Origin of the sequence: Priestia sp. FSL W8-0001 (assembly GCF_038050335.1) — a bacterium.
Lineage (GTDB): Bacteria > Bacillota > Bacilli > Bacillales > Bacillaceae_H > Priestia > Priestia flexa.
Genome location: NZ_JBBPAL010000001.1, coordinates 3628704 through 3649649 on the forward strand (window position 1 = coordinate 3628704; position 20946 = coordinate 3649649).

Annotated in this window: 26 protein-coding genes; 15 read left to right on the forward strand and 11 right to left on the reverse strand. The window is 37.1% G+C overall.

What is annotated here, in order from left to right; translation table 11 throughout:
• Positions 1-16 precede the first annotated feature (16 nt).
• The 3 genes from MKZ18_RS19120 to MKZ18_RS19130 all read left to right on the forward strand — a co-directional run bounded on the left by MKZ18_RS19120 (position 17) and on the right by MKZ18_RS19130 (position 2806).
• Complete coding sequence (locus MKZ18_RS19120; protein WP_144594447.1) at positions 17-1375, forward strand: IS1182 family transposase; 1359 nt, start codon at positions 17-19, stop codon at positions 1373-1375.
• Between the two features lie 200 nt (positions 1376-1575).
• Positions 1576-1962, forward strand: coding sequence for a VOC family protein (locus MKZ18_RS19125; RefSeq protein WP_061785384.1), 387 nt, complete (start codon positions 1576-1578; stop codon positions 1960-1962).
• Between the two features lie 67 nt (positions 1963-2029).
• Positions 2030-2806: a potassium channel family protein gene (locus tag MKZ18_RS19130; RefSeq protein WP_025908090.1), complete on the forward strand. Its 777-nt coding sequence runs from the start codon at positions 2030-2032 to the stop codon at positions 2804-2806.
• An 18-nt stretch (positions 2807-2824) separates the two neighbouring features.
• Here the strand turns inward: MKZ18_RS19130 and MKZ18_RS19135 are convergent, their stop codons facing one another.
• The 3 genes from MKZ18_RS19135 to MKZ18_RS19145 form a co-directional block, all read right to left on the reverse strand.
• Complete coding sequence (locus MKZ18_RS19135) at positions 2825-3229, reverse strand: YugN-like family protein (protein WP_076512347.1); 405 nt, start codon at positions 3227-3229, stop codon at positions 2825-2827.
• A 93-nt stretch (positions 3230-3322) separates the two neighbouring features.
• Complete coding sequence (locus MKZ18_RS19140; protein ID WP_061785386.1) at positions 3323-4672, reverse strand: glucose-6-phosphate isomerase; 1350 nt, start codon at positions 4670-4672, stop codon at positions 3323-3325.
• Between the two features lie 256 nt (positions 4673-4928).
• Positions 4929-5135 carry a hypothetical protein gene (locus MKZ18_RS19145; protein ID WP_152545157.1) on the reverse strand — a complete coding sequence of 69 codons (207 nt, stop codon included), beginning with the start codon at positions 5133-5135 and terminating at the stop codon, positions 4929-4931.
• A 277-nt stretch (positions 5136-5412) separates the two neighbouring features.
• Here MKZ18_RS19145 and MKZ18_RS19150 point away from each other — a divergent pair, with 277 nt between their 5' ends.
• The 7 genes from MKZ18_RS19150 to mnhG are packed head-to-tail and all read left to right on the forward strand — an operon-like array spanning position 5413 to position 11167.
• Positions 5413-7818, forward strand: coding sequence for a Na+/H+ antiporter subunit A (locus MKZ18_RS19150; RefSeq protein ID WP_239429247.1), 2406 nt, complete (start codon positions 5413-5415; stop codon positions 7816-7818).
• Positions 7818-8240 (forward strand): Na(+)/H(+) antiporter subunit B, encoded by a 423-nt coding sequence (locus tag MKZ18_RS19155; protein WP_025908085.1) that lies wholly within the window; start codon positions 7818-7820, stop codon positions 8238-8240. Before MKZ18_RS19150 ends, MKZ18_RS19155 begins: the two co-directional genes overlap by 1 nt.
• Complete coding sequence (locus tag MKZ18_RS19160) at positions 8240-8581, forward strand: Na(+)/H(+) antiporter subunit C (protein WP_025908084.1); 342 nt, start codon at positions 8240-8242, stop codon at positions 8579-8581. The genes MKZ18_RS19155 and MKZ18_RS19160 overlap by 1 nt, the downstream gene beginning before the upstream one ends.
• Positions 8571-10055, forward strand: coding sequence for a Na+/H+ antiporter subunit D (locus MKZ18_RS19165; protein ID WP_035320080.1), 1485 nt, complete (start codon positions 8571-8573; stop codon positions 10053-10055). The genes MKZ18_RS19160 and MKZ18_RS19165 overlap by 11 nt, the downstream gene beginning before the upstream one ends.
• A gap of 6 nt (positions 10056-10061) precedes the next feature.
• On the forward strand, positions 10062-10538 hold the full coding sequence (locus tag MKZ18_RS19170) for a Na+/H+ antiporter subunit E (RefSeq protein WP_061785388.1): 477 nt from the start codon (positions 10062-10064) through the stop codon (positions 10536-10538).
• Position 10539: 1 nt separating this feature from the next.
• Positions 10540-10824, forward strand: a complete 285-nt coding sequence (locus MKZ18_RS19175) for a Na(+)/H(+) antiporter subunit F1 (protein ID WP_025908081.1) — start codon at positions 10540-10542, stop codon at positions 10822-10824.
• Positions 10808-11167 (forward strand): monovalent cation/H(+) antiporter subunit G, encoded by a 360-nt coding sequence (mnhG, locus tag MKZ18_RS19180; RefSeq protein WP_340842017.1) that lies wholly within the window; start codon positions 10808-10810, stop codon positions 11165-11167. The genes MKZ18_RS19175 and mnhG overlap by 17 nt, the downstream gene beginning before the upstream one ends.
• 41 nt (positions 11168-11208) lie before the next feature.
• Here mnhG and MKZ18_RS19185 read toward each other — a convergent pair whose 3' ends face one another.
• Positions 11209-12372 carry an iron-containing alcohol dehydrogenase gene (locus MKZ18_RS19185; protein ID WP_061785389.1) on the reverse strand — a complete coding sequence of 388 codons (1164 nt, stop codon included), beginning with the start codon at positions 12370-12372 and terminating at the stop codon, positions 11209-11211.
• A gap of 210 nt (positions 12373-12582) precedes the next feature.
• Between MKZ18_RS19185 and MKZ18_RS19190 the strand changes: the two genes are divergently transcribed.
• Positions 12583-12813: a DUF378 domain-containing protein gene (locus MKZ18_RS19190; RefSeq protein WP_025908078.1), complete on the forward strand. Its 231-nt coding sequence runs from the start codon at positions 12583-12585 to the stop codon at positions 12811-12813.
• 44 nt (positions 12814-12857) lie between these two features.
• Here the strand turns inward: MKZ18_RS19190 and yugI are convergent, their stop codons facing one another.
• The 3 genes from yugI to MKZ18_RS19205 all read right to left on the reverse strand — a co-directional run bounded on the left by yugI (position 12858) and on the right by MKZ18_RS19205 (position 15124).
• Positions 12858-13256: a S1 domain-containing post-transcriptional regulator GSP13 gene (yugI, locus tag MKZ18_RS19195; RefSeq protein WP_025908077.1), complete on the reverse strand. Its 399-nt coding sequence runs from the start codon at positions 13254-13256 to the stop codon at positions 12858-12860.
• 207 nt (positions 13257-13463) lie between these two features.
• Positions 13464-14624 (reverse strand): aminotransferase, encoded by a 1161-nt coding sequence (locus MKZ18_RS19200; protein WP_025908076.1) that lies wholly within the window; start codon positions 14622-14624, stop codon positions 13464-13466.
• Positions 14624-15124 carry an Lrp/AsnC family transcriptional regulator gene (locus tag MKZ18_RS19205; protein ID WP_061785391.1) on the reverse strand — a complete coding sequence of 167 codons (501 nt, stop codon included), beginning with the start codon at positions 15122-15124 and terminating at the stop codon, positions 14624-14626. Before MKZ18_RS19205 ends, MKZ18_RS19200 begins: the two co-directional genes overlap by 1 nt.
• Positions 15125-15283: 159 nt before the next feature.
• Between MKZ18_RS19205 and MKZ18_RS19210 the strand changes: the two genes are divergently transcribed.
• Positions 15284-16111, forward strand: a complete 828-nt coding sequence (locus tag MKZ18_RS19210; protein ID WP_061785392.1) for an alpha/beta fold hydrolase — start codon at positions 15284-15286, stop codon at positions 16109-16111.
• 197 nt (positions 16112-16308) lie between these two features.
• On the forward strand, positions 16309-17481 hold the full coding sequence (locus tag MKZ18_RS19215; RefSeq protein WP_340842012.1) for a MalY/PatB family protein: 1173 nt from the start codon (positions 16309-16311) through the stop codon (positions 17479-17481).
• A gap of 35 nt (positions 17482-17516) precedes the next feature.
• On the opposite strand, the gene MKZ18_RS19220 is transcribed toward MKZ18_RS19215, so the two are convergent.
• Together MKZ18_RS19220 and MKZ18_RS19225 are read right to left on the reverse strand one after the other, a co-directional pair.
• Positions 17517-18047: a superoxide dismutase family protein gene (locus tag MKZ18_RS19220; protein ID WP_061785393.1), complete on the reverse strand. Its 531-nt coding sequence runs from the start codon at positions 18045-18047 to the stop codon at positions 17517-17519.
• A 98-nt stretch (positions 18048-18145) separates the two neighbouring features.
• Positions 18146-18334 carry a hypothetical protein gene (locus MKZ18_RS19225; protein WP_138116472.1) on the reverse strand — a complete coding sequence of 63 codons (189 nt, stop codon included), beginning with the start codon at positions 18332-18334 and terminating at the stop codon, positions 18146-18148.
• A 72-nt stretch (positions 18335-18406) separates the two neighbouring features.
• On the opposite strand from MKZ18_RS19225, the gene MKZ18_RS19230 reads away from it, so the two are divergent.
• Entirely contained in the window at positions 18407-18790 is a 384-nt protein-coding gene (locus MKZ18_RS19230) for a kinase-associated lipoprotein B (RefSeq protein ID WP_340842981.1), read from the forward strand.
• A 35-nt stretch (positions 18791-18825) separates the two neighbouring features.
• On the opposite strand, the gene kapD is transcribed toward MKZ18_RS19230, so the two are convergent.
• Positions 18826-19440, reverse strand: a complete 615-nt coding sequence (gene kapD, locus MKZ18_RS19235) for a 3'-5' exonuclease KapD (protein WP_025908069.1) — start codon at positions 19438-19440, stop codon at positions 18826-18828.
• A gap of 230 nt (positions 19441-19670) precedes the next feature.
• Positions 19671-20054: a hotdog fold thioesterase gene (locus MKZ18_RS19240; RefSeq protein WP_061785396.1), complete on the reverse strand. Its 384-nt coding sequence runs from the start codon at positions 20052-20054 to the stop codon at positions 19671-19673.
• Between the two features lie 280 nt (positions 20055-20334).
• On the opposite strand from MKZ18_RS19240, the gene MKZ18_RS19245 reads away from it, so the two are divergent.
• Positions 20335-20871 carry an HD domain-containing protein gene (locus tag MKZ18_RS19245; RefSeq protein WP_144594078.1) on the forward strand — a complete coding sequence of 179 codons (537 nt, stop codon included), beginning with the start codon at positions 20335-20337 and terminating at the stop codon, positions 20869-20871.
• Positions 20872-20946 lie beyond the last annotated feature (75 nt).

Below are 20946 nucleotides of genomic sequence, written 5' to 3' on the forward strand. Positions count from 1 at the left end.
ACTTGAGGTGATTGACATGCTTTCGAAACATAATCCCATTCAACGAGATCAATTAGAAATGATTACGTTAAATCAATTGGTACCGGCCAGCCACTTGGTTCGTAAAATAGAGGCAGCACTTGATTTTTCGTTCATCTATGACTTGGTGAAGGACATGTATTCAGAAATCGGTCGTCCCAGTATTGATCCTGTCATCTTAATTAAATTGACCTTCCTTCAATACACGTTTGGAATCCGGTCCATGCGCCAAACGATTGAACAAGTGGAAACCAATATGGCCTATCGCTGGTTCCTTGGGTATGGTTTCCACGATAAAGTGCCTCATTTCTCTACGTTCGGAAAAAACTATGAACGCCGTTTTAAAGATACCGATCTGTTTGAACAGATTTTCTATCGCATCTTAAAGGAAGCTGCCGAGAAAAAGCTAATCAGTGCCGAGCACGTTTTCGTGGATTCGACCCATGTTAAAGCGAGTGCGAACAAACGCAAATTTGAAAAGAAAGTCGTTCGCAAAGAGACACGCGCGTATCAGGAACGCCTTCAAGAAGAGATTAACCAGGACCGGGAAGATCACGGAAAAAAACCATTTCCTCCGGACAAGTTTGAGAAGGAAGAGAAGAAAGAAATCAAAGAAAGCACCACCGATCCAGAGAGTGGTTACTATGTGAAGGATGAACGGACGAAGCAGTTCGCCTATTCTTTTCACGCAGCCGCGGATCGTAACGGTTTTGTGCTTGGCACCATGGTCACACCTGGCAACACACATGATAGTCAGATTTTAGAGCCATTGGTCGGAAAGGTCATCGAGAGAGTCGGAAAGCCTGAAGCGGTCGCCGCAGATGCCGCGTACAAAACTCCTGCGATTACCCGTTACTTATTGGAACAGGGGATGACCCCTGCCTTGCCATACACACGACCACGTACGAAAAAAGGTTTTTTCCGAAAACATGACTATGTGTATGACGAATACTTTGACTGTTATCTTTGCCCGGCAGGTGAGATCTTGGCCTACTCGACAACGAATAAAGAAGGATATCGGGAGTACAAATCGCCAAAACAGATTTGTGCGACATGCCCATTTTTAGCCAGATGTACGGAGAGTAAAGACCACCAGAAAGTGGTGACGCGTCATATTTGGCAGGAATACGTAGAAGAGGCAGACCATCTTCGCTATCACGCAGAGGTGAAAGAGATTTATGCCAAACGTAAAGAAACCATTGAGCGTGTATTCGCAGATGGAAAAGAAAAGCATGGCATGCGTTGGACAACGTTAAGGGGACTTAAAAAATTGTCGATGCAGGCGATGCTTACTTTCGCTGCCATGAACCTGAAGAAGATGGCCAACTGGACGTGGCAAGGTCCAAAAATGGCCTAAATGATGAACTCGAAGAGGTCTGTCTTTTTATTAAATAGCTTCAAATCCCATAAAAAGCTAAAAAGGGGTTCGGAATGAGACCATTCCGAATCCCTTTTGTCGACAAACTGGAGCAGCTATTATGCTGCTTTTTTATTTGACTGTATTTGACCGAAAATTTAAACTATTATACAGAAACTAATTCAGAAAAGGTGATAATTATGGCAATTCTAGGATTTGGGCACGTAGGTATTCAGGTAAAAAATATTCAAGAGTCAATAACATTTTATACAGAAATTGTTGGGTTAGAATTACTAGAAACGTTTCCACATACAGATCCGTCCTTGAAGCTAGCTTTCTTAGGAATAGACAACAATATCATTGTTGAATTAATTGAAGGATACAACCCTTCACTACCTTCAGAAGGGAAAGTTCATCACTTTGCGCTTACAGTAGACAATATCGAAGAAGAACGTTCACGTTTAAAGAATCTCAACGTTTCTTTTGTAGACGAAGAAATCGTAACGTTGCCTAACGGAGCAAAATATTTATTCTTTTATGGCCCTGACGGTGAATGGATTGAATATATGGAAGTAAAAACGAGATAAGTTCTTATACCTCTTTCATAAGTTGGTCATACTAATAACTAGACCCTTATGCTAGGAGGTTTTTTTTATGGTCGATTGGCTTCTGTTTCGCTTTTTCCGACGCTCTGTCATAACGCGTTTACTATTTATTATTACGTTTTTAGTTATTTTATTTGGAACTATTATGCACATAGCTGAACCACAAACTTTTTTTACAATTTTTGATGGGATTTGGTGGGTAGTTATTACCATTTCAACAATTGGCTATGGAGATTTTGTGCCAGACACCGTTATAGGTAAGCTAATTGCTATGCTTTTAATTTTAATTGGCACAGGTTTTATTACTACCTACTTTGTTTCACTGGCTACAATTGCCGTGTCAAAAGAAAATGCCTATCTAGAAGGAAATTTAAAGTTTTTAGGCGAAGGTCACCTTATTATTATTGGTTGGAATGAAAGAGCTAGACTGGTTATTGAAGAATATAAAAAGGCTTTTCACGAAGAAGTTATTGTCTTAATTGACAGTAGCCTAAAGAAAAATCCAATGATTTGTGATCGATTACACTTCATTAAAGGCAGTGCTTCCGATTCTAATACGTTATCATTAGCGAACCTTTCAAAAGCGAAAAAGGTATTAATAACTGCTGATCAACATACAACAGAAGAACAAGCTGATATGCAAACAATTGTGACACTGGTAGCGATTAGAGGCGCCAATCCTTCTGCCTATCTCATTGCTGAGCTTTTAACTGAAAAGCATATCCGAAATGCAGAAACAATTGGAATTAATGAAATCATTAAAACGAATGAACTGATTAGCCAATTAATGCATGAAAATATTTTTGTTACAAAGCTAAAAGAGTAACAATCCCTCTACCTTCTTTTAGCTTTGTAACGCTTCTTCTGCTTCTTTTAACAATTCTTTTCCTAACGAAAGGTATTCATCAGGAAATTGTGCATCAGGATCTTGAGGCTCTGCAAATTGATTAAACGATGCATTAATATTACCTACATGAACATTATCATCTAGCCCAATTTGATATTTGTGTGAAAGCAAATAGGGCTTTCCAATTTGAACTGTTGTTCCTTGTGAATCCAGCTGACCATCCATAGCCTGAAAAGGAATTCGTAAAAACTGGTATCCAACTTCATCATTTATCTTATAATCAAAAAAACCGTGGTCGTAATCCCAGTTCCCTCCTATAACGTATCCCAGTGGCTTTAATGTCTGCTCTAATACATATAGCTTAAATAGTTCACCTTCTAATTTTGAAGCTAATTCAATCATTACCTCGCCTCCTCTTTTGTTAATATCTCCTTTTCACTATAAATTATCCATAAAAAAAGTGCGGAAACAAATTCCGCACTTCTACTTGATATCTTATTTTAAACGTTTTTCTAATTCTGCTTTTTTCTCTTCAAACCCTGGTTTACCAAGAAGCGCAAACATATTTACCTTATATGCTTCTACACCAGGCTGATCAAATGGGTTAACACCTAATAGGTAACCACTCATCGCACAAGCTTTCTCGAAGAAGTATACTAAATAACCAAAGGTATACTCATCTAAAGCTGGAATGCTTACAACTAAGTTTGGCACACCACCATCAGTATGAGCAAGCATCGTGCCTTGGAATGCCTTTTTATTTACAAAATCAACTGTTTCACCAGCTAAATAGTTTAAGCCGTCTAAATCTGCTGCATCTGACTCAATTGTTAATTCATGGCGTGACTTTTCTACTTGCACAATTGTTTCAAATAAGTCACGGCGACCTTCTTGTACATATTGACCTAATGAGTGAAGATCAGTAGAGAAGTTCGCTGAAGAAGGATAGATACCTTTTTGGTCTTTTCCTTCACTTTCACCAAACAGTTGTTTCCACCACTCTGCAAAGTATTGAAGAGCTGGCTCATAGTTAATTAGCATCTCAATTGTTTTACCTTTATTGTAAAGAACGTTTCGAGCAACTGCATATTGGTACGCAGGGTTTTGCTCAAGCTCAGAAGCTGCAAAATCATTTTGTGCTGCTGCTGCACCTTTCATCATGTCTTCAATTTTTAAACCAGCAGCTGCAATCGGTAAAAGCCCTACCGCTGTTAACACAGAATAACGGCCCCCAACATCATCAGGAATAACAAATGTTTCATAGCCTTCTTCATCTGCTAGCGTTTTTAATGCTCCACGCGCTTTATCTGTTGTAGCGTAAATACGACCACGCGCTTCTTCCTTACCATATTTCTCTTCTAACAATTTACGGAAAATACGGAAAGCGATAGCAGGCTCTGTAGTAGTACCTGATTTTGAAATAACATTAATAGAGAAATCTTTGTCTTGCAATACATCCATTAAGTCTTTCATGTATGTCGAGCTAATATTATTTCCAGCAAAGATTACTTGTGGCGTTTTACGCTGTTCTTTTGATAACGTGTTGTAGAATGAATGTTGTAACATTTCAATTGCAGCACGTGCTCCTAGATAAGAACCACCAATACCAATTACAATTAAAACATCTGAATCACTTTTAATTTTTTCTGCACTTTTTTGAATACGAGCAAATTCTTCTTTGTCATAGTCAGTTGGTAGGTCTACCCATCCTAGAAAGTCGTTACCTGCCCCTGTTTTTTCATGAATTGAATGATGCGCTACTTTAACAGCATCGCGAAGGTATGTAAGTTCGTGCTCACCAAAGAAAGATAACGCATTTGAATAATCAAAACGAACATGTGTCATATTCTGTTCCTCCATTAAATTGTTCTTTTCTTTCACTTTATCGAAAGGATGCAATGAATTCAAGTAAAAGACATTAATACAAATGTTGTTATCCTAGTCTTTTACAAATTCTTTTTCACTATACACTTTTTCTCTTTCATAAAACAACCTTCTAATAGGAGATTTTTGCTTTTCACAATATGATTTTTCATAACAATAAAAAACGGTTTAAAGAGCGCATTCTTAAAACCGTTTTCAATTCTTCGCTATTTAAGATTTATTCATTTTCTTCAAGAATGGATTTCCCTTCAGAAATGACATAATTGGTTGCGCCAATCTTTACATATTCTCTTGGCTTATAAGTCGGGAGTTCAACAGGCCTTTCAATAATGGCAGTGTCAGCAGATGTAGACATTTGTTCATATTGAATTGGAGACATGTTGAACTTTTGCTGTTCTTTAGCAGTTAGGTGACTATCCACCATATATCCTCCAGTAACTAGAACTCCAAATATTGATCCACTCGCTATAATTTGTCTGAGATACACATTTATCACCTCACTATTAGGGTGACAAAAATCGACGGTTTTTATTCAAAAAAAAAATTTTTTTTGAGGTTGTGTAGACGAGTTTCTATTTATTTAATAAGACAGGTGAAAAACGTTGATACTACTGAGTAGCAAGGATGCACGCACTGTTAAAGTATTATATAATCATTCATAGAAAATCTAATCTATTGGATGTCACAAGGAGGTTTGTGTTTTGTCTTGGTTACATCTGGTGATCATCTCACCATTCTTATTAGCATTTCTTATTCCACTTCTGTATAAATCATTTAAACAGATTCATACAGGGTGGTTTGTGTTGCCATTGCCGCTTGTGCTATTCATTTACTTTACGAAGTATATAAGCGGAGTTGCGAACGGAAATTCGTATTTATATTCATTGAAATGGATACCTAGCTTAGGGATTAATTTTGATGCTTATATTGATGGACTGGGCTTATTATTTGCTTTGCTAATTACAGGAATTGGAACGCTAGTAATCCTGTATTCCATCTACTATCTATCAAAAACGAAAGAGTCACTTCATACTTTTTATGTGTATCTCTTAATGTTTATGGGAGCTATGCTTGGAGTAGTCTTGTCTGATAACCTAATTGTTCTTTATAGCTTTTGGGAGCTAACAAGTCTTTCGTCTTTCCTACTTATTGGCTATTGGTATCAACGAGAGAAGTCACGCTATGGAGCTCAAAAGTCGATGCTTATCACGGTTTTTGGTGGCTTGGCTTTATTAGCAGGAATCGTATTACTATCAATTCCAAGCGGTACATTTAGCGTTAGAGAGATTGTCGCAAACTTAGATGTTGTCACATCAAGTTCACTCTTTATCCCCGCAATGATTCTTGTTTTGCTTGGTGCATTTACAAAATCTGCACAATTCCCATTCCACATCTGGCTACCAGATGCAATGGAAGCACCAACACCAGTTAGTGCTTATCTGCACTCTGCAACAATGGTTAAAGCTGGTATTTATCTAGTTGCACGCTTAAGTCCGGTTTTTTCAGACCACGCAGTGTGGTTTACGCTGGTCTCAACCATTGGGGTTATAACCCTTTTCTGGGGGTCTTTCTCAGCCGTGAAGCAGACAGACTTAAAGGGAATCTTAGCTTTCTCAACAATCAGTCAGCTTGGAATGATTATGTCTTTACTTGGTGTAGGAAGTGCAGCGTTACACTATGAATTTTTAGACGATAACATTTATGTTGTAGCAATTACGGCAGCTGTATTCCATCTTATTAACCATGCTACATTTAAAGGTAGTTTATTTATGGTTGTTGGTATTGTAGACCATGAAACGGGAACGCGTGATATTCGTAAACTAGGCGGGCTAATGACTCTTATGCCGGTAACATTCACAATTACAGTAATTGGTGGATTTGCAATGGCTGGTCTTCCACCTTTCAACGGATTCTTAAGTAAAGAAATGTTCTTTACGGGAATGGTCAACGTAACGAAGATGAATATCTATAACATGGAAACATGGGGAATGCTGTTCCCAGTTATTGCTTGGATTGCAAGTATATTCACGTTTGTTTATAGCATGATTTTGGTATTCAAAACATTTACTGGTAAGTATAAACCTGAGAAGCTAGAGAAAAAGCCACATGAAGCTCCGATAGGTATGCTAATTTCACCTGTTATTTTAGCTTCACTTGTTGTTATCTTTGGTTTATTCCCAAATATATTAGAATCTAGCATTATTGAACCAACCATGGCTTCAATTGCACCAAGTTTATTAGATGCCGGTGAGCAGTTCCATGTTCACATTACGTTTTGGCATGGCTTTACGCCCGAGCTATTTATGACAATTGGTGTCATCGCTATGGGTATCTTACTATTCTTAACATTAAATAAGTGGACAAAAGTTTATCGCTTGTTCCCTGAGTCTATTACGCTAAATAACGCGTACAACAATGGATTAGCGGGTATGGAAAAAGGTTCGAGTGGCATCATGAAATTTATGATGACAGGCTTTATTCGTGATTACCTCTTAATTATCTTTGCCTTTATCGGTACAGCTGTTTTAATTACCTTGTTTACACAAGGTGGATTTAAAGTAGATACCTCTAACATGGCTGATATTGGAATCTACGAAGCAATTCTAGCTGTAATTATGGTCCTTGGAGCCATTACTACTGTTTTTGCCAAGTCACGCTTAACAGCTATCATTTCGTTAGGCGTCGTGGGTTACACCCTAGCTCTGTTCTTTGTCTTATTTAGAGCGCCTGATTTAGCCTTAACACAGTTAGTAATTGAAACCGTATCTGTTGCACTATTCTTACTATGCTTCTATCACCTTCCAGAATTTAAAGCGAAAAAAGTACGAGTTAAATTTCACCTACCAAACTTTATTATCGCTTTACTTGTAGGAGTTACAGTAACACTTGTCGGTATTGCATCTAGCAGTACAAAACTATTTGATTCGATTTCACAATACTTTATTGAGAACAGTTATAAAGAAGCAGGTGGAGAAAACATGGTAAACGTTATTCTCGTTGACTTCCGTGGATTTGATACGCTGTTTGAAATAGCTGTGCTATGCATTGCTGCACTCGGAATTTACAGCATGATTCGATTAAGATTAGCAAAGGAGGAGAATAGATAATGAAAAAGAACGATTTAATTTTACAAACGACCACTAAAGTCGTAACGTTTATCATTATCATTTTTGCCATTCACCTTTTCTTTGCAGGTCATTACACACCAGGTGGAGGGTTTGTAGGCGGTCTTACCACCGCTTCCGCTCTTGTGTTATTGTTATTGGCTTTTGATATTAAAACCGTATCAAAAGTCATTCCTTTTGATCACAAAAAAGTAGCGGCCTCCGGATTATTATTAGCTTTATTAACAGGACTTGGAGCTTTTGTTTTTAAAGTTCCATTCCTCACACACACATTTGATTATTTTTACCTTCCTATACTAGGAAAAACTGCACTTGCAACTGTTGTGTTGTTTGACCTTGGTGTATATCTAGTAGTTGTTGGTGTTACGATGACCATTATTCAAACGATTGGAGAGAGTGAATAATGGAAATATTAATGTCAATTGTAGCCGGAATTTTGTTCACAGTAGCAGTTTATTTAATGTTATCTCGTAGTCTACTACGAATTATTATTGGAACAGGTATACTAAGTCACGGAGCACACTTATTAATACTCACAATGGGTGGATTAAAAGGTGGAACAGTACCTTTGTTAGGGGAAAATGCTCCCTCTTATACTGACCCCCTACCTCAAGCATTAATTTTAACTGCAATTGTTATTAGCTTTGGTGTTACTTCCTTTTTCCTTGTATTAGCTTACAGAGCTTATCAAGAACTCGGAACAGACGATATGGACAAGTTAAGGGGACATGAACATGATGAATAACTTTGTAATCATTCCGCTGCTTATCCCGTTTGTTGTAGGTGTTGTGCTTATATTTTTCAAAGATAATATTAAACTTCAACGAATAATCAGTACGATATCGTTAATTGCTACAACTGGATTTGCAGCTTATTTAGTACAACTTGTATATAAAGAGGGTATCCTAACTCATAAGCTTGGGAACTGGGACCCTCCGTTTGGAATTATTTTAGTAGCTGATATGCTTGCTGCTTTGCTTGTATTAACGGCAAGCATTGTTGCACTCTGCTGTATACTATTTGCTTTTCGCTCCATTGGAGAAAAACGAGAACGATTCTACTTCTATCCACTCGTTCATTTCTTAATGGTTGGAGTATTTGGCGCCTTTTTAACTGGAGATATTTTCAACTTATTCGTTTTCTTCGAAGTAATGTTAATGTCTTCATATGCTCTAATTGTTATTGGAGGCACCAGAGCGCAGCTACGAGAGTCACTTAAATATATACTAGTAAACGTGATTTCCTCCGCTCTTTTTGTTATAACTGTAGCTTACTTGTATTCGGTTACTGGTACTCTCAATATGGCGGACTTATCACAAAGGGTTGCTGAAGTAAATCAACCAGGGATTTTAACGACCATTGGGGTTTTATTTTTCATTGTATTCGGTCTAAAAGCCGCTCTTTTCCCAATGTACTTCTGGTTGCCAAGCGCCTATAATGCACCTCCTCCCGTTGTCACAGCTCTTTTTGGTGCATTACTAACGAAAGTTGGAATCTATTCTATCTTCCGTACGTTCACGCTGATTTTTTATCATCAGCCTGAGGTGACACATCAACTTATTGGCTATACGGCACTATTAACGATTGTCATCGGTACAGTTGGCGCTATTGCTTATAACGATATGAATAAGATTTTAATCTATAATATTGTCATTGCAGTTGGTGTTATCGTATACGGTATCACCTTAACAACACCGGCAGGAATTGAAGGTGCAATTTATTACTTAATTCACGATATGATTATTAAAGCCGCACTGTTCTTACTAGGCGGAGCTATCATTGCTATTACAGGGACGTCTAAGCTAAAAGAGATGGGCGGATTAATTCAGCGTCACCCTCAATTGGGCTGGATGTTTTTCGTCGCTGTTGTCTCGCTAGCTGGTATACCTCCGCTAAGTGGATTTGTTGGTAAATTTCTTCTTGTCCAAGGTGGATTAGAGTCACAGAGCTATACATTTGTTATTGTATTGCTTGTATCAAGCTTAATGGTGTTATATTCCGCGATGAAGATTTTTATGAACTGCTTCTGGCGCGCACCAAAATTAACCGAGGAGCAAGAGAAGGGGTCTACAAAAGGAATGCTGTATCCATCAGCTATTCTACTTGCGATCTCAATATTCTTAGGATTAGGTGCGGAGGTTGTATTCCCTTATATTTCAATGGCAGCTGAAACACTCATGGACCCTTCTATTTATATCGAATCGGTGTTAAAGGAGTAGATCTGCATGTCATTTCAACTATTATTAAACGTAGTAATTGCTGTTACATGGATGTTTTTAAGAGGTATTTGGACCGGACCCTCTTTTCTTATTGGTTTCTTTTGGGGAGCAGTTATGCTGTTTGTCTTTCGACGCTTCTTTCCTCAAAGATTTTATTTAGAAAAAGTATTTGCGGTCATTAAACTGCTTCTTATCTTTCTTGTTGAGCTGTTTAAAGCAAATATCGCGGTTATTCAAGATGTGTTGCGTCCAAAGTTAAATATAAAGCCTGCAATTTTTGCGATGCCAACGAAGCTTGAAAAAGATTGGGAGGTTACGACTCTTTCACTACTCATTACCTTAACACCTGGAACGGTGGTAATTGATGTGTCAGATGATAACTCCACTCTTTATATTCACGCCATGAACGTGGATGATATTGACGAGGTAATTAAGGATATTCAACATTCATTTGAAAAAGCCATTATGGAGGTGAGCCGCTAATATGCTAGACATGTTACTTAATCTATCGCTGCTGTTAATTTCAATTTCGACGATTGGATTTGTATATCGCATCATCAAAGGGCCTACCACGGGTGACCGCGCTATGGCTTTAGATGCGATTGGCATTAACATTATAGCTGTTACGGCCATCCTATCTATTATGCTACGCACAACATCATTTGTAGAAGTAATTCTTTTAATTGGAATTATCGCTTTTGTTGGTACTGTTGCGTTTGGTAAGTTTTTAGAAAAAGGAGCGATTATTGAATATGACCGCGATCAGTGATTTAATTATCGGTATTATTATTCTAATGGGCGCTCTGTTAACCGTTGTTACAATGATTGGCCTCATTAGGCTACCCGACACCTATACACGAAGCCATGCCGCTTCTAAAAGCGCCACGCTTGGTGTGCTACTTATCTTAGTAGGATGTTTACTGTTTTTCTGGATTAAAAATGGTTCCATTAACGGACAGTTGCTATTAGGCATTGTGTTTGTATTTATTACATCACCAGTTGCCGGACATCTATTAGGAAGAGCTTCTTATTACAGCGGATCTCCCCTTTGGAAAGGTACTGTTCGAGACGATCTAAAAGAAAAGCAAAAAAAACGAAGTATGTCTGAATAAAAAAAATGCCCTGTGCTGGTTAACACAGGGCATTTTTTTTATTATAGAGAAGCGCGTAATATCGCCATTACATCATCGCGATTTAGCTTTTTAAAACGACCAAATTCGCCTTTAGCCATTGCACGATCAGCCATAAGGTCTAATTTGTCTTCACCGATTTCATAATCAGCTAAGCGCGTTGGAGCACCTAAGCTTGTCCAGAATTCACGAAGCTTTTCAACACCTTCTAGAGCGACTTCTTTATCTGTTTTACCTTCTGTCTTGACGTCGAATACGCGTACAGCCATTTGCTTGAAGCGTTCTACGTTTTCATCCATAACATGCTTCATCCAATTTGGGAATAAGATAGCCAAACCACCTGCATGAGGAATATCATAGACAGCTGATACTGCATGCTCGATGTTATGACTTGCCCAGTCACCTTGGTGACCCATTTGTAACATGCCGTTTAGAGCAATTGTACCGTTATATAGAATTGTTTCGCGAAGTTCATAATTTTCCAGATCATTTATTAATTTAGGACCTGTTTCAATAACAGTTCGTAAAACCCCTTCACACATGCGGTCTTGAAGCGGTGTATTTGTTGCATCATGAAAATACTGTTCAAACACATGGCTCATCATATCAACCATACCGTAAACAGTTTGATTTTGTGGTACTGTAAATGTGTTAACAGGATCTAAAATAGAAAACTGTGGGAATGTAGCAGGGCTTCCCCAACCGTATTTTTCATTTGTTTCCCAATTTGTAATAACAGAACCTGCATTCATTTCTGAACCTGTTGCTGCTAGAGTTAAAACTGTTCCAAAAGGAAGAGCTTCTTTCGCTACAGCGTCACGATTAATAATATCCCACACATCGCCATCATATTTAGCACCTGCAGCGATTGCTTTTGTACAATCAATTACGCTTCCTCCACCTACTGCTAACAAGAACTCAATATCATGTTCTTTGCAAAGTTCAATTCCGCGTCTTACTGTTGTTAAACGAGGGTTGGGCTCAACACCCGCTAACTCATATACTTCTGCATTGATTTCTTTTAACTCATTCATTACTTGGTCGTATAAACCGTTTCGCTTAATGCTTCCGCCACCGTATACGACTAATATTTTTTTACCGAAGCGAGCTGCTTCTGTTTTTAATTGTTCTAATTGGCCTTTACCAAAAATTAATTTTGTTGGATTATAAAAAGTGAAATTTTTCATAAGAAAACCTCCTAATAATCATCATTATGAACAACGATAAATAAGATGTAAAGCAAAGTGACTTTTCACAGATTATTTCCGAAAACCCTTCTTTTCACTCTGCATTTATCTAACGTTTTTGCCTATGTTCTCCTTTGTTTCTTTCCACGAATATTTTTTCTTAAACGTCTAAAGCTAATGAGTGAATACAAAAAGAAAGGAGGAGAATAGATGAGTGGTGTTCAACGATTTGCGTTAGTATTAACGATTATTGGAGCAATTAACTGGGGACTTATTGGATTTTTTCAATTCGATTTAGTAGCAGCTATTTTCGGTGGACAATCTGCTGCCCTTTCTCGCATTGTATACGGATTAGTGGGAATCGCTGGTTTAATTAACTTAGGCTTATTATTTAAACCATCTGAAGAGGTAGAGCGTACTGAACCAAGAACAACCCATTAAGAAAAAAGCGCACTGCAGTTGGACTGCAGTGCGCTTTTTAAACATTATTTTTTAATTAGATCTTCGCGGTTTGATTGCTCAATCCACTCTTCTAATTTTTCTTTTAATGTGTTGAATCCTTGAGTAGACTCAGTGTGTTGTACAGTTGCTTGACGCTTTTTAGCTGCTTGCTTTTTAGGCGCTGCTTCTGTTTTTTCTGGAGCTGGCTCTGTAGCACGAATTGATAAACCAATTTTACCAGTTGCTTCATCTACTGATAAAACTTTCACGTTTACTTCGTCACCAACTGATAGGTGCTCGTTGATATCTTTTACGAAGCCATGTTTAACTTCTGAGATATGAACTAGACCTTGTGTTTCTTCATCTAATGCAACAAATGCACCGTATGGTTGAATGCCCGTTACTTTTCCTTTTGTAACAGTACCGATTTCAAATTTTGACATATGAACACTCCTAAATACCTTTTATTTTCATCATTATAGCCAATTTAAAATTATAGCACAGTTCACGTTTTGAATCAAAAACTAGTTATATTTATTATACTTTATTATTTCCCATATTTCCCTTAAATTATAAATAGAAAATTGATTCTATCCGCAAAAAATAAACCATGCTAACTTTTGACATGGCTCATTAGCATGGTTCTTCTATTATAACTTATTTTGCATGAAACGGCCAATACGTTTTATAGCTTCTTCTAAGGATTCCATGGAAGAAGCATAAGAACAGCGTACGTGTCCCTCTCCTCCTAGCCCAAAAACACTACCTGGCACCACTGCCACTCTTTCTTCTAAGAGAAGCTGTTCAGCAAATTGCTCAGAAGTTAAGCCGGTTTTTTTTATGGATGGAAACACATAAAAAGCCCCTCCTGGTGTATGGCACGAAAGCTGAATTTCATTTAATGATTTGACCATATAATTCCGTCTTCGTCGATAACTTTTTCTCATTTCTTCTACATCGTGTGACCCGTTTTTCAGCGCTTCAATTGCTCCGTATTGGGCCATTGTTGGTGCACACATCATAGTATATTGATGAATTTTCAACATGGCTTGTAACAGATCTACTGGTGCGCAAATATATCCCAATCTCCAGCCTGTCATTGCAAAACCTTTTGAAAAGCCGGAGACAATGATGGTTCTATCTCTCATTGCACCAATGGAAGCAATCGATGTAAATGGTTCGTCGTAGGTTAGCTCTGCATAAATTTCATCTGTAATAACCAATAAATCATATTTTATGACAATATCAGCAATTGCTTCAAGTTCCGCCTTAGTTAATGAACTACCTGTTGGGTTATTGGGAGAACAAAGCAAGAGCGCTTTTGTCTGTTTTGTAATAACCGCTTCAATCTGTTCTGGCTGCAGTTTAAATTCCGTGTCTGCCGTTGTTTCAACAGGAACTGGAACACCTCCAGCTAACGTTATGAGTGGACTATATGAAACAAAGTTTGGCTCTACAACAATGATCTCATCACCAGGATTAATAATAGCACGCATTGCCACGTCTAATGCTTGGCTACCTCCAACCGTAACTAAAATTTCATTTTGATAATCATATGAAACGCCAAACTGCTTTTTCATATAATTCATTAGTTCTTGACGAAGCTCAAGTAAACCTGCATTCGCTGTATAGGATGTATAGCCTCTTTCAAGTGATAAAATACTGGCTTCGCGTACGGACCACGATGTAACAAAATCTGGCTCCCCAACACCAAGAGAGATAACATTATCCATACTCGCTGCTAAATCGAAAAAACGTCTAATTCCTGATGGTTGTAAGCTCTGTACTGTCTTAGACAAGCGTTCTTTCATTACGGAGACACCACGATTCTACGGTCTTCATCACCTTGTTCATAAATCGTTCCGTCATGTTTGTATTTTTTTAAAATAAAATGCGTCGTTGTGGACAATACCGAATCTAATGTTGAAAGTTTTTCCGAAACAAAGAATGCTACTTCAGACATTGATTTCCCTTCGATAATAACAGATAAATCATAAGCTCCAGACATCAAATAAACAGACTTAACTTCTTGGAATCGATAAATTCTTTCAGCAATCTCATCAAACCCCACGCCTCTTTTAGGAGCTACCTTAACGTCAATCATAGCCGTTACGCCTTCATGCCCATCCACTCGGCGCCAGTTGATATCGGTAGAATATTGAACAATTACTTTTTCACGTTCTAATTTTTTTACAATCAGCGTCGCTTCATCTAGGGGTAGGTCAACCATCTTAGCAATTGTATCTATTGAAATTCGACTATTTCTTTCTAAAATCTCAAGTATTTCTAATTCTTTTTCATCTAAAAACATGTAAATAACCTCCTGAAAATAATCAAATATTCCCACTTTTTACATTATAACAAATTTCATAAGTCATTGAGATTTGACGTTCGTCTTCTATATTTTGCATGTAACTAAATAAGATAGCTGGGCAAACTGTTAAAAAAGATAGCTGGAGTGAAGAAACAAATGATCCAAACGGAGACAGCACACTATCGTTCATTTAACAATGTACACGTATATTATGAATTACATCATTTTGACCCTAAAAAGCCAACAATTGTATTCATACACGGATTTCTATCATCTAGCTTTAGCTTTAGAAGACTCATTCCATTATTGAAACAGAAATTCTCAATTGTTGCAATAGACTTACCACCATTTGGTCGAAGTGAAAAATCACTAACTTTTCACTATTCGTATGAAAATTTAGCAAAAACTGTTTTAGAAATCATTGAGCATTTAAAGTTAGAACAAGTGATTTTATCTGGTCACTCAATGGGTGGTCAAATTTGCTTAAACATCGCTAAGTTACAGCCACAATACGTATCCAAGCTAGTTTTACTTTGTAGCTCTGCCTATCTAGGACGATTGCATTCTGGTCTCGTTATGTCGTCGCATTTACCATTTTTTTATTTATGGGTCAAGACTTGGCTAGCTCGCAAAGGTGTTAAAGCTAACCTTCAAAATGTCGTTTTTAACCACGATCTTATTGATGAAGAAATGATTGAAGGGTATACCGCTCCGTTTTTAGACGACCGTATCTTCATGTCATTATCAAAGATGATTCGTGATCGAGAAGGAGACTTATCAGAAAAAGATCTGCGTAAAATTAACAAACCAAGTTTGTTGATATGGGGAGAAGAAGACAGGGTAGTTCCTCTTCATTTAGGTAAGAAGCTTCAACAAGATTTGCCAAGCTCTACTTTTATTTCGTTAAAAGACACGGGACATTTGTTACCGGAAGAGTGCCCGGACGATATCCGAAATTATATGGTTGATTTCTTATCAAGCTAATACTAAAAAAAGATATAGTCCTGTCAACAAGACAGGGCTATTATCATTTATTTAAAAAGCATTGCGTTTTTTCTCTTAAGCATTCGACAGCAACTTCTTTGACTTTTTCAAGACAAAGTATTCAGAATAAAGACATCGTATCGTCATTTAAATCTCTTTGATAGATTTAAAAATCACCTAAAATGGAGGCTCATATTATGAAGAAAGATTTCTTTAATAATAAGATTAATCGCATAAACACGAATTCTGTGAAATGGGACCGGATGGAAAATCTTTTTGGAAAAAAAGACCTGTTACCTTTTTGGGTAGCTGATATGGATTTTGCAGCTCCAGAAGAGGTCGTTAAGGAAATTGCTAAGCGTGTAGATCACGGTGTTTTTGGATACACAACCCCAACTGAGTCAACGAATGAATCTGTTCGTTCTTGGGTCCAAAAGCGACATGAGTGGAACATTGAAGCAGATTGGATTACATACAGCCCAGGAATTGTTTTTGCCATTAGTATGGCCATACAGGCTTATACACAAAAAGGGGATTCAATCTTGATTCAACCGCCCGTATACACGCCGTTCTTTGAAATGGTAAAAGTAAACGAGCGTAAATTAATAGAAAGTCCTCTATACTTAAAGGGGGATCGCTATTCAATTGATTTTTCATCTTTTGAAAAGCAGCTTGCTTCTGGGGTGAAAATGTTTATTTTATGTAGCCCACATAACCCTATAGGTAGAGTATGGAAACGCGGTGAGCTAGAGAAAATTGCAGAGCTTTGTAAAAAGTATGATGTATTAATTTTATCTGATGAAATTCATTCGGACTTAGTATATAAACCGTCTGTTCATATTCCAATTAGCTCTCTTAATGAAGATGCTGAAAATCGTACCATTACGTGCATAGCACCAAGCAAAACCTTTAATGTTCCTGGCTTACAAGCTTCAGCAATTATCATCCCAAATAACGAATTACGCGAAAAATATCAACAACAGCAGCACAAACAAGGCTTTTTCGCATTAAACACATTTGGTACGATTGGCCTAGAGGCTGCTTATACACATGGAGAAATTTGGCTGAACGAACTGCTAGCATATTTACAAGAGAACATTGACTTTACTAGAAGCTTTATTAAAAAAAACCTACCTTCCCTCAAAGTGATTAATCCTGAAGGGACTTACTTATTATGGATCGATTGCCGAGCTTTAAATATGTCTGATGAAGATTTGCATAACTTGCTATTAACAAAAGGGAAAATTGCTGTTGAAAGCGGTGTGAAATACGGGGCAGCTGAAGGGAAAGGCTTTATTCGATTGAACATCGGCTGCCCTCGAGAACAGCTAAAAGAAGGTTTAAAGAAGTTAAAAGCTGCTCTGTCTTAACCTAAAAAAAGGACGCTTTTAGGCGTCCTTTTGGTTTATTTTTCTTGTTTTTTCGTAATAACACCGCAAGCAATTCGCGTACCAGAATCTCCAGATGGTTGAGACATACCATCATCTTTATTTTCTGTAATAATGATAGAAGAGCCTTCCATCGTTTTAATGAGGGAGCCTTTCCCCTCTTTTAATGTCACTTCAGGGGCCATATCTGTCCCATCAAAAGTCCCATCGTCTTTTACGATAATGTTCTTTAAGTCACCAGCCTCTGGACCATCCGGGTGAAGTAATCCATGCTTTTTATCATCTGGATTTAAATGATTACCTGCTGTTTTAAACGTAGGAGCTTTGCACACGCCTTTTTCATGTATATGTACACCGTGTTCACCAGGAGGTAGTCCTTTCAATTGATACGTAATCTCTACGCCGTCAGATACTTCTTTTAGCTTTATATTACCTAAGCTATCTCCATCAGCGTTATATACTTTCACTTCTTTATTCGAAATGTCTTTTTCACCACAGCCCACTAACATTACTAATGGTATGCAGCCAATTAGTAGTAACTTCTTCATGTTGCCCTCCAATCTTAGATTCCCTTATGGTTCACCTTCCCATAGATTGTCCAGCAACTTTCATTTTTAAACGCTTGCATTATTATCTGAACAAACGGTCACTCTGCTGAATGTTTTCGCTCTAGCTCTTTTATTTTCTCTTCTTCTTTTTTGGAAACTTTAATAACAAACCTCCATGTCAGAAATGCTCCTATAAAAAACACAAACATCCATATAAATGCTGGAATATACTCTGTTTTATCTTCTGGAAAATAAAGATATAGATTCATGATTATCGCTTGCATCATTTTCACCCTTTCTCTATGAACTTTAAACTATAATGACTTATAATAATAAATAGAACATTACTTAAAGGAGAGATAAATATGAGTTTAGAAATTGGTGATTCTGTAACTGCTTTATACAAAACTGGAAAATACATTGGAGAAATTACACAAGTACGCGACCAGCATTATGTAGTACGAGTAAAAGCGGTTATTAAACATCCTCAACAAGGAGATTTACATAACCCTCAACAAGTAGATGTTCCATTCTTTCATGAACGCCGTGCATTAGCTTTTAACGAGCAAGCTAATATTCCAAAACCAATGGTTAAAGCATATACAACTGAGATTCCACAATATAAAGATTCATTAGAGAATGCTTTAACAGCACTGATACATGAGCTCTCTTTAAAAGATAATTCTTATGCAACAAGTAGTATTGAATGCCTCGAACAACTGCAAAAAGATTATAAACTTTAAACAAAAAGCCAATTCACATTACGGTGACTTGGCTTTTATAATGCAAATTTATTTAATAACTTTGAAAAGTCGACCCGATCACCAATTGTAGTAGGTTCAGGCTTTTGTAAATAGCGTTTGTCTTGTTCTACCAACTTAAAAATATTAAATGTAGTCATAGCGTCATCAAGCGCACAGTGATGCTTACCCGTTCCTTCTTTTCCATATTCTTGAACAGCTTTCCATAAACCTGTTTGATTTTGATCTCCAAAGAAACGCTTATATTCCATAGACAAATCTACTTCTTTTCCTTTTAAAGGAAACTTCAAGCCTTGCTTTTGACAATTTTGCTTGAGCACTTTCATATCCATGTTTCCCCAAGTGATAATTGTACTGCTTTCATACTGACCTAACTGCTGAATTAGCTGTTCGAATGTAATTCCATCATCTACGTGTTTCTGCTGAATGTGCAGAAAACTTTTACAGCGATCCGTTAACTTTGGAAAACTAGTGGGTTTAACATACGAAGAAAAGCGGTCTTGTATTTCTTGGTTTCTTACAGCAACTAACCCTACTTCAATAATTTCAGGAAAAAAGCCTTTGGGATACCCTTTGTATTCGGGCATTGTAAATTCAAAGTCAATAAAGACATAGTGTTCATAATTGTTCATCTTTATCACCCCTTTTTAAATAAACCTGCCTACGAGACTGCTATTATAATTATAGCACGCTTATGCAAAAGATAGGTTTATTTCTATTGATATTTTATAATATTATGAATATTCTTTTGGACAATAAAAAAAGAATGCTTTGTTATTACTATATTCCAAAGCATGTCTCTATGATTAGGATATCCACCATATCTTTTATAATTTTTTTACTTTTACAGCCTGTCTTTTTGCTATTTTTTTGGCAGTATTGCTAACGTACAGCGGGAAATACAAATTAGATCATCTTTCTCATCTACAATCGCCACTTCCCAGATAGCTGTTTTTTTTCCTTTATGAATTGGTTTACCAACAGCTGTCACTACGCCATCTCTTTTTCCTTTAATATGATTTGCATTAATTTCTAAGCCTACGCATATTTCCTGCTCTTGATCAATACTTAAAAACCCTCCCAAGCTAGCAACTGTCTCTGCTAATGCGACAGATGCTCCGCCATGTAGTAAACCAAAAGGTTGCTTTGTTCGTTCATCTACCGGCATGGTCGCTTCTACATAATCTTTGCTAGCGTGAATTATTTCGATGCCTAGCGTACTTAATAACGTATTATCAGTATTCATCTTATCCCTCCGCTATATCATTTTTTTCTGCATACTTTTTATTTTACAATGGTTATCTTCTTCACAAAAGGTTTAAAACCCTTTCACCTCAACTGGTAGCGCTTGTCCATTTTTCTATTTTAATAAAATATTAAGTACATGTTTTCACGATATGAATAAACTAATATACAACGGATTTTCTATGTTTATTCATCTAACATTATCGTTGTTTTTTCTATTCAAATATGCTATTGTTGTTAGAAATAATTTTTTACTGTCTTTTTTTAGGAGGGATTATATGATGAGACATGTTACTTTGCTAGACATCTTCACACACCCAATTGCTAAAAAATATTTAACAAGATCTGGAGTTGCTCACGCAGTTTCTGTGGCGTATCATGCTTTTCGTTTATCCACTCAGTACAACGTCAACCCAGATTTAGCAACTAAAGCGGCCCTACTTCACGATATTGGTCACTATGAATGGTATACAGATGGTCAGTGGGACTATGAAAAATATAAAAAGAATGATATTCATGCAATCAAGGGAGCTGAGCGCGCCCACAAATTATTAATACGTCTTGGGGAAGAACCTCAAGCAGCAAAAGAAATTGCTTTAGCTATTTTACTTCACACTGATTCTTACTTACCTGAAGGAACCATTCATCAACGTCCGCTACAAAAAGTAGTCAAATTAGCTGATGAAGCAGACGAAGAGCCAGGTGGAAAGCACCATTATCGCCAAATGGATTATGCTTTAGCTGTTAAGAAAATTGAAGAACTTGACCAAAACGTGGAACGAATTATTGGATCAGAACAATTTAAGCAATTAGGCTAAAAGGATTAACTTCTTTATTAAAAGTTAATCCTTTTTTTATGTACGAAAATAAACCTTATAATTCCCATATATTCG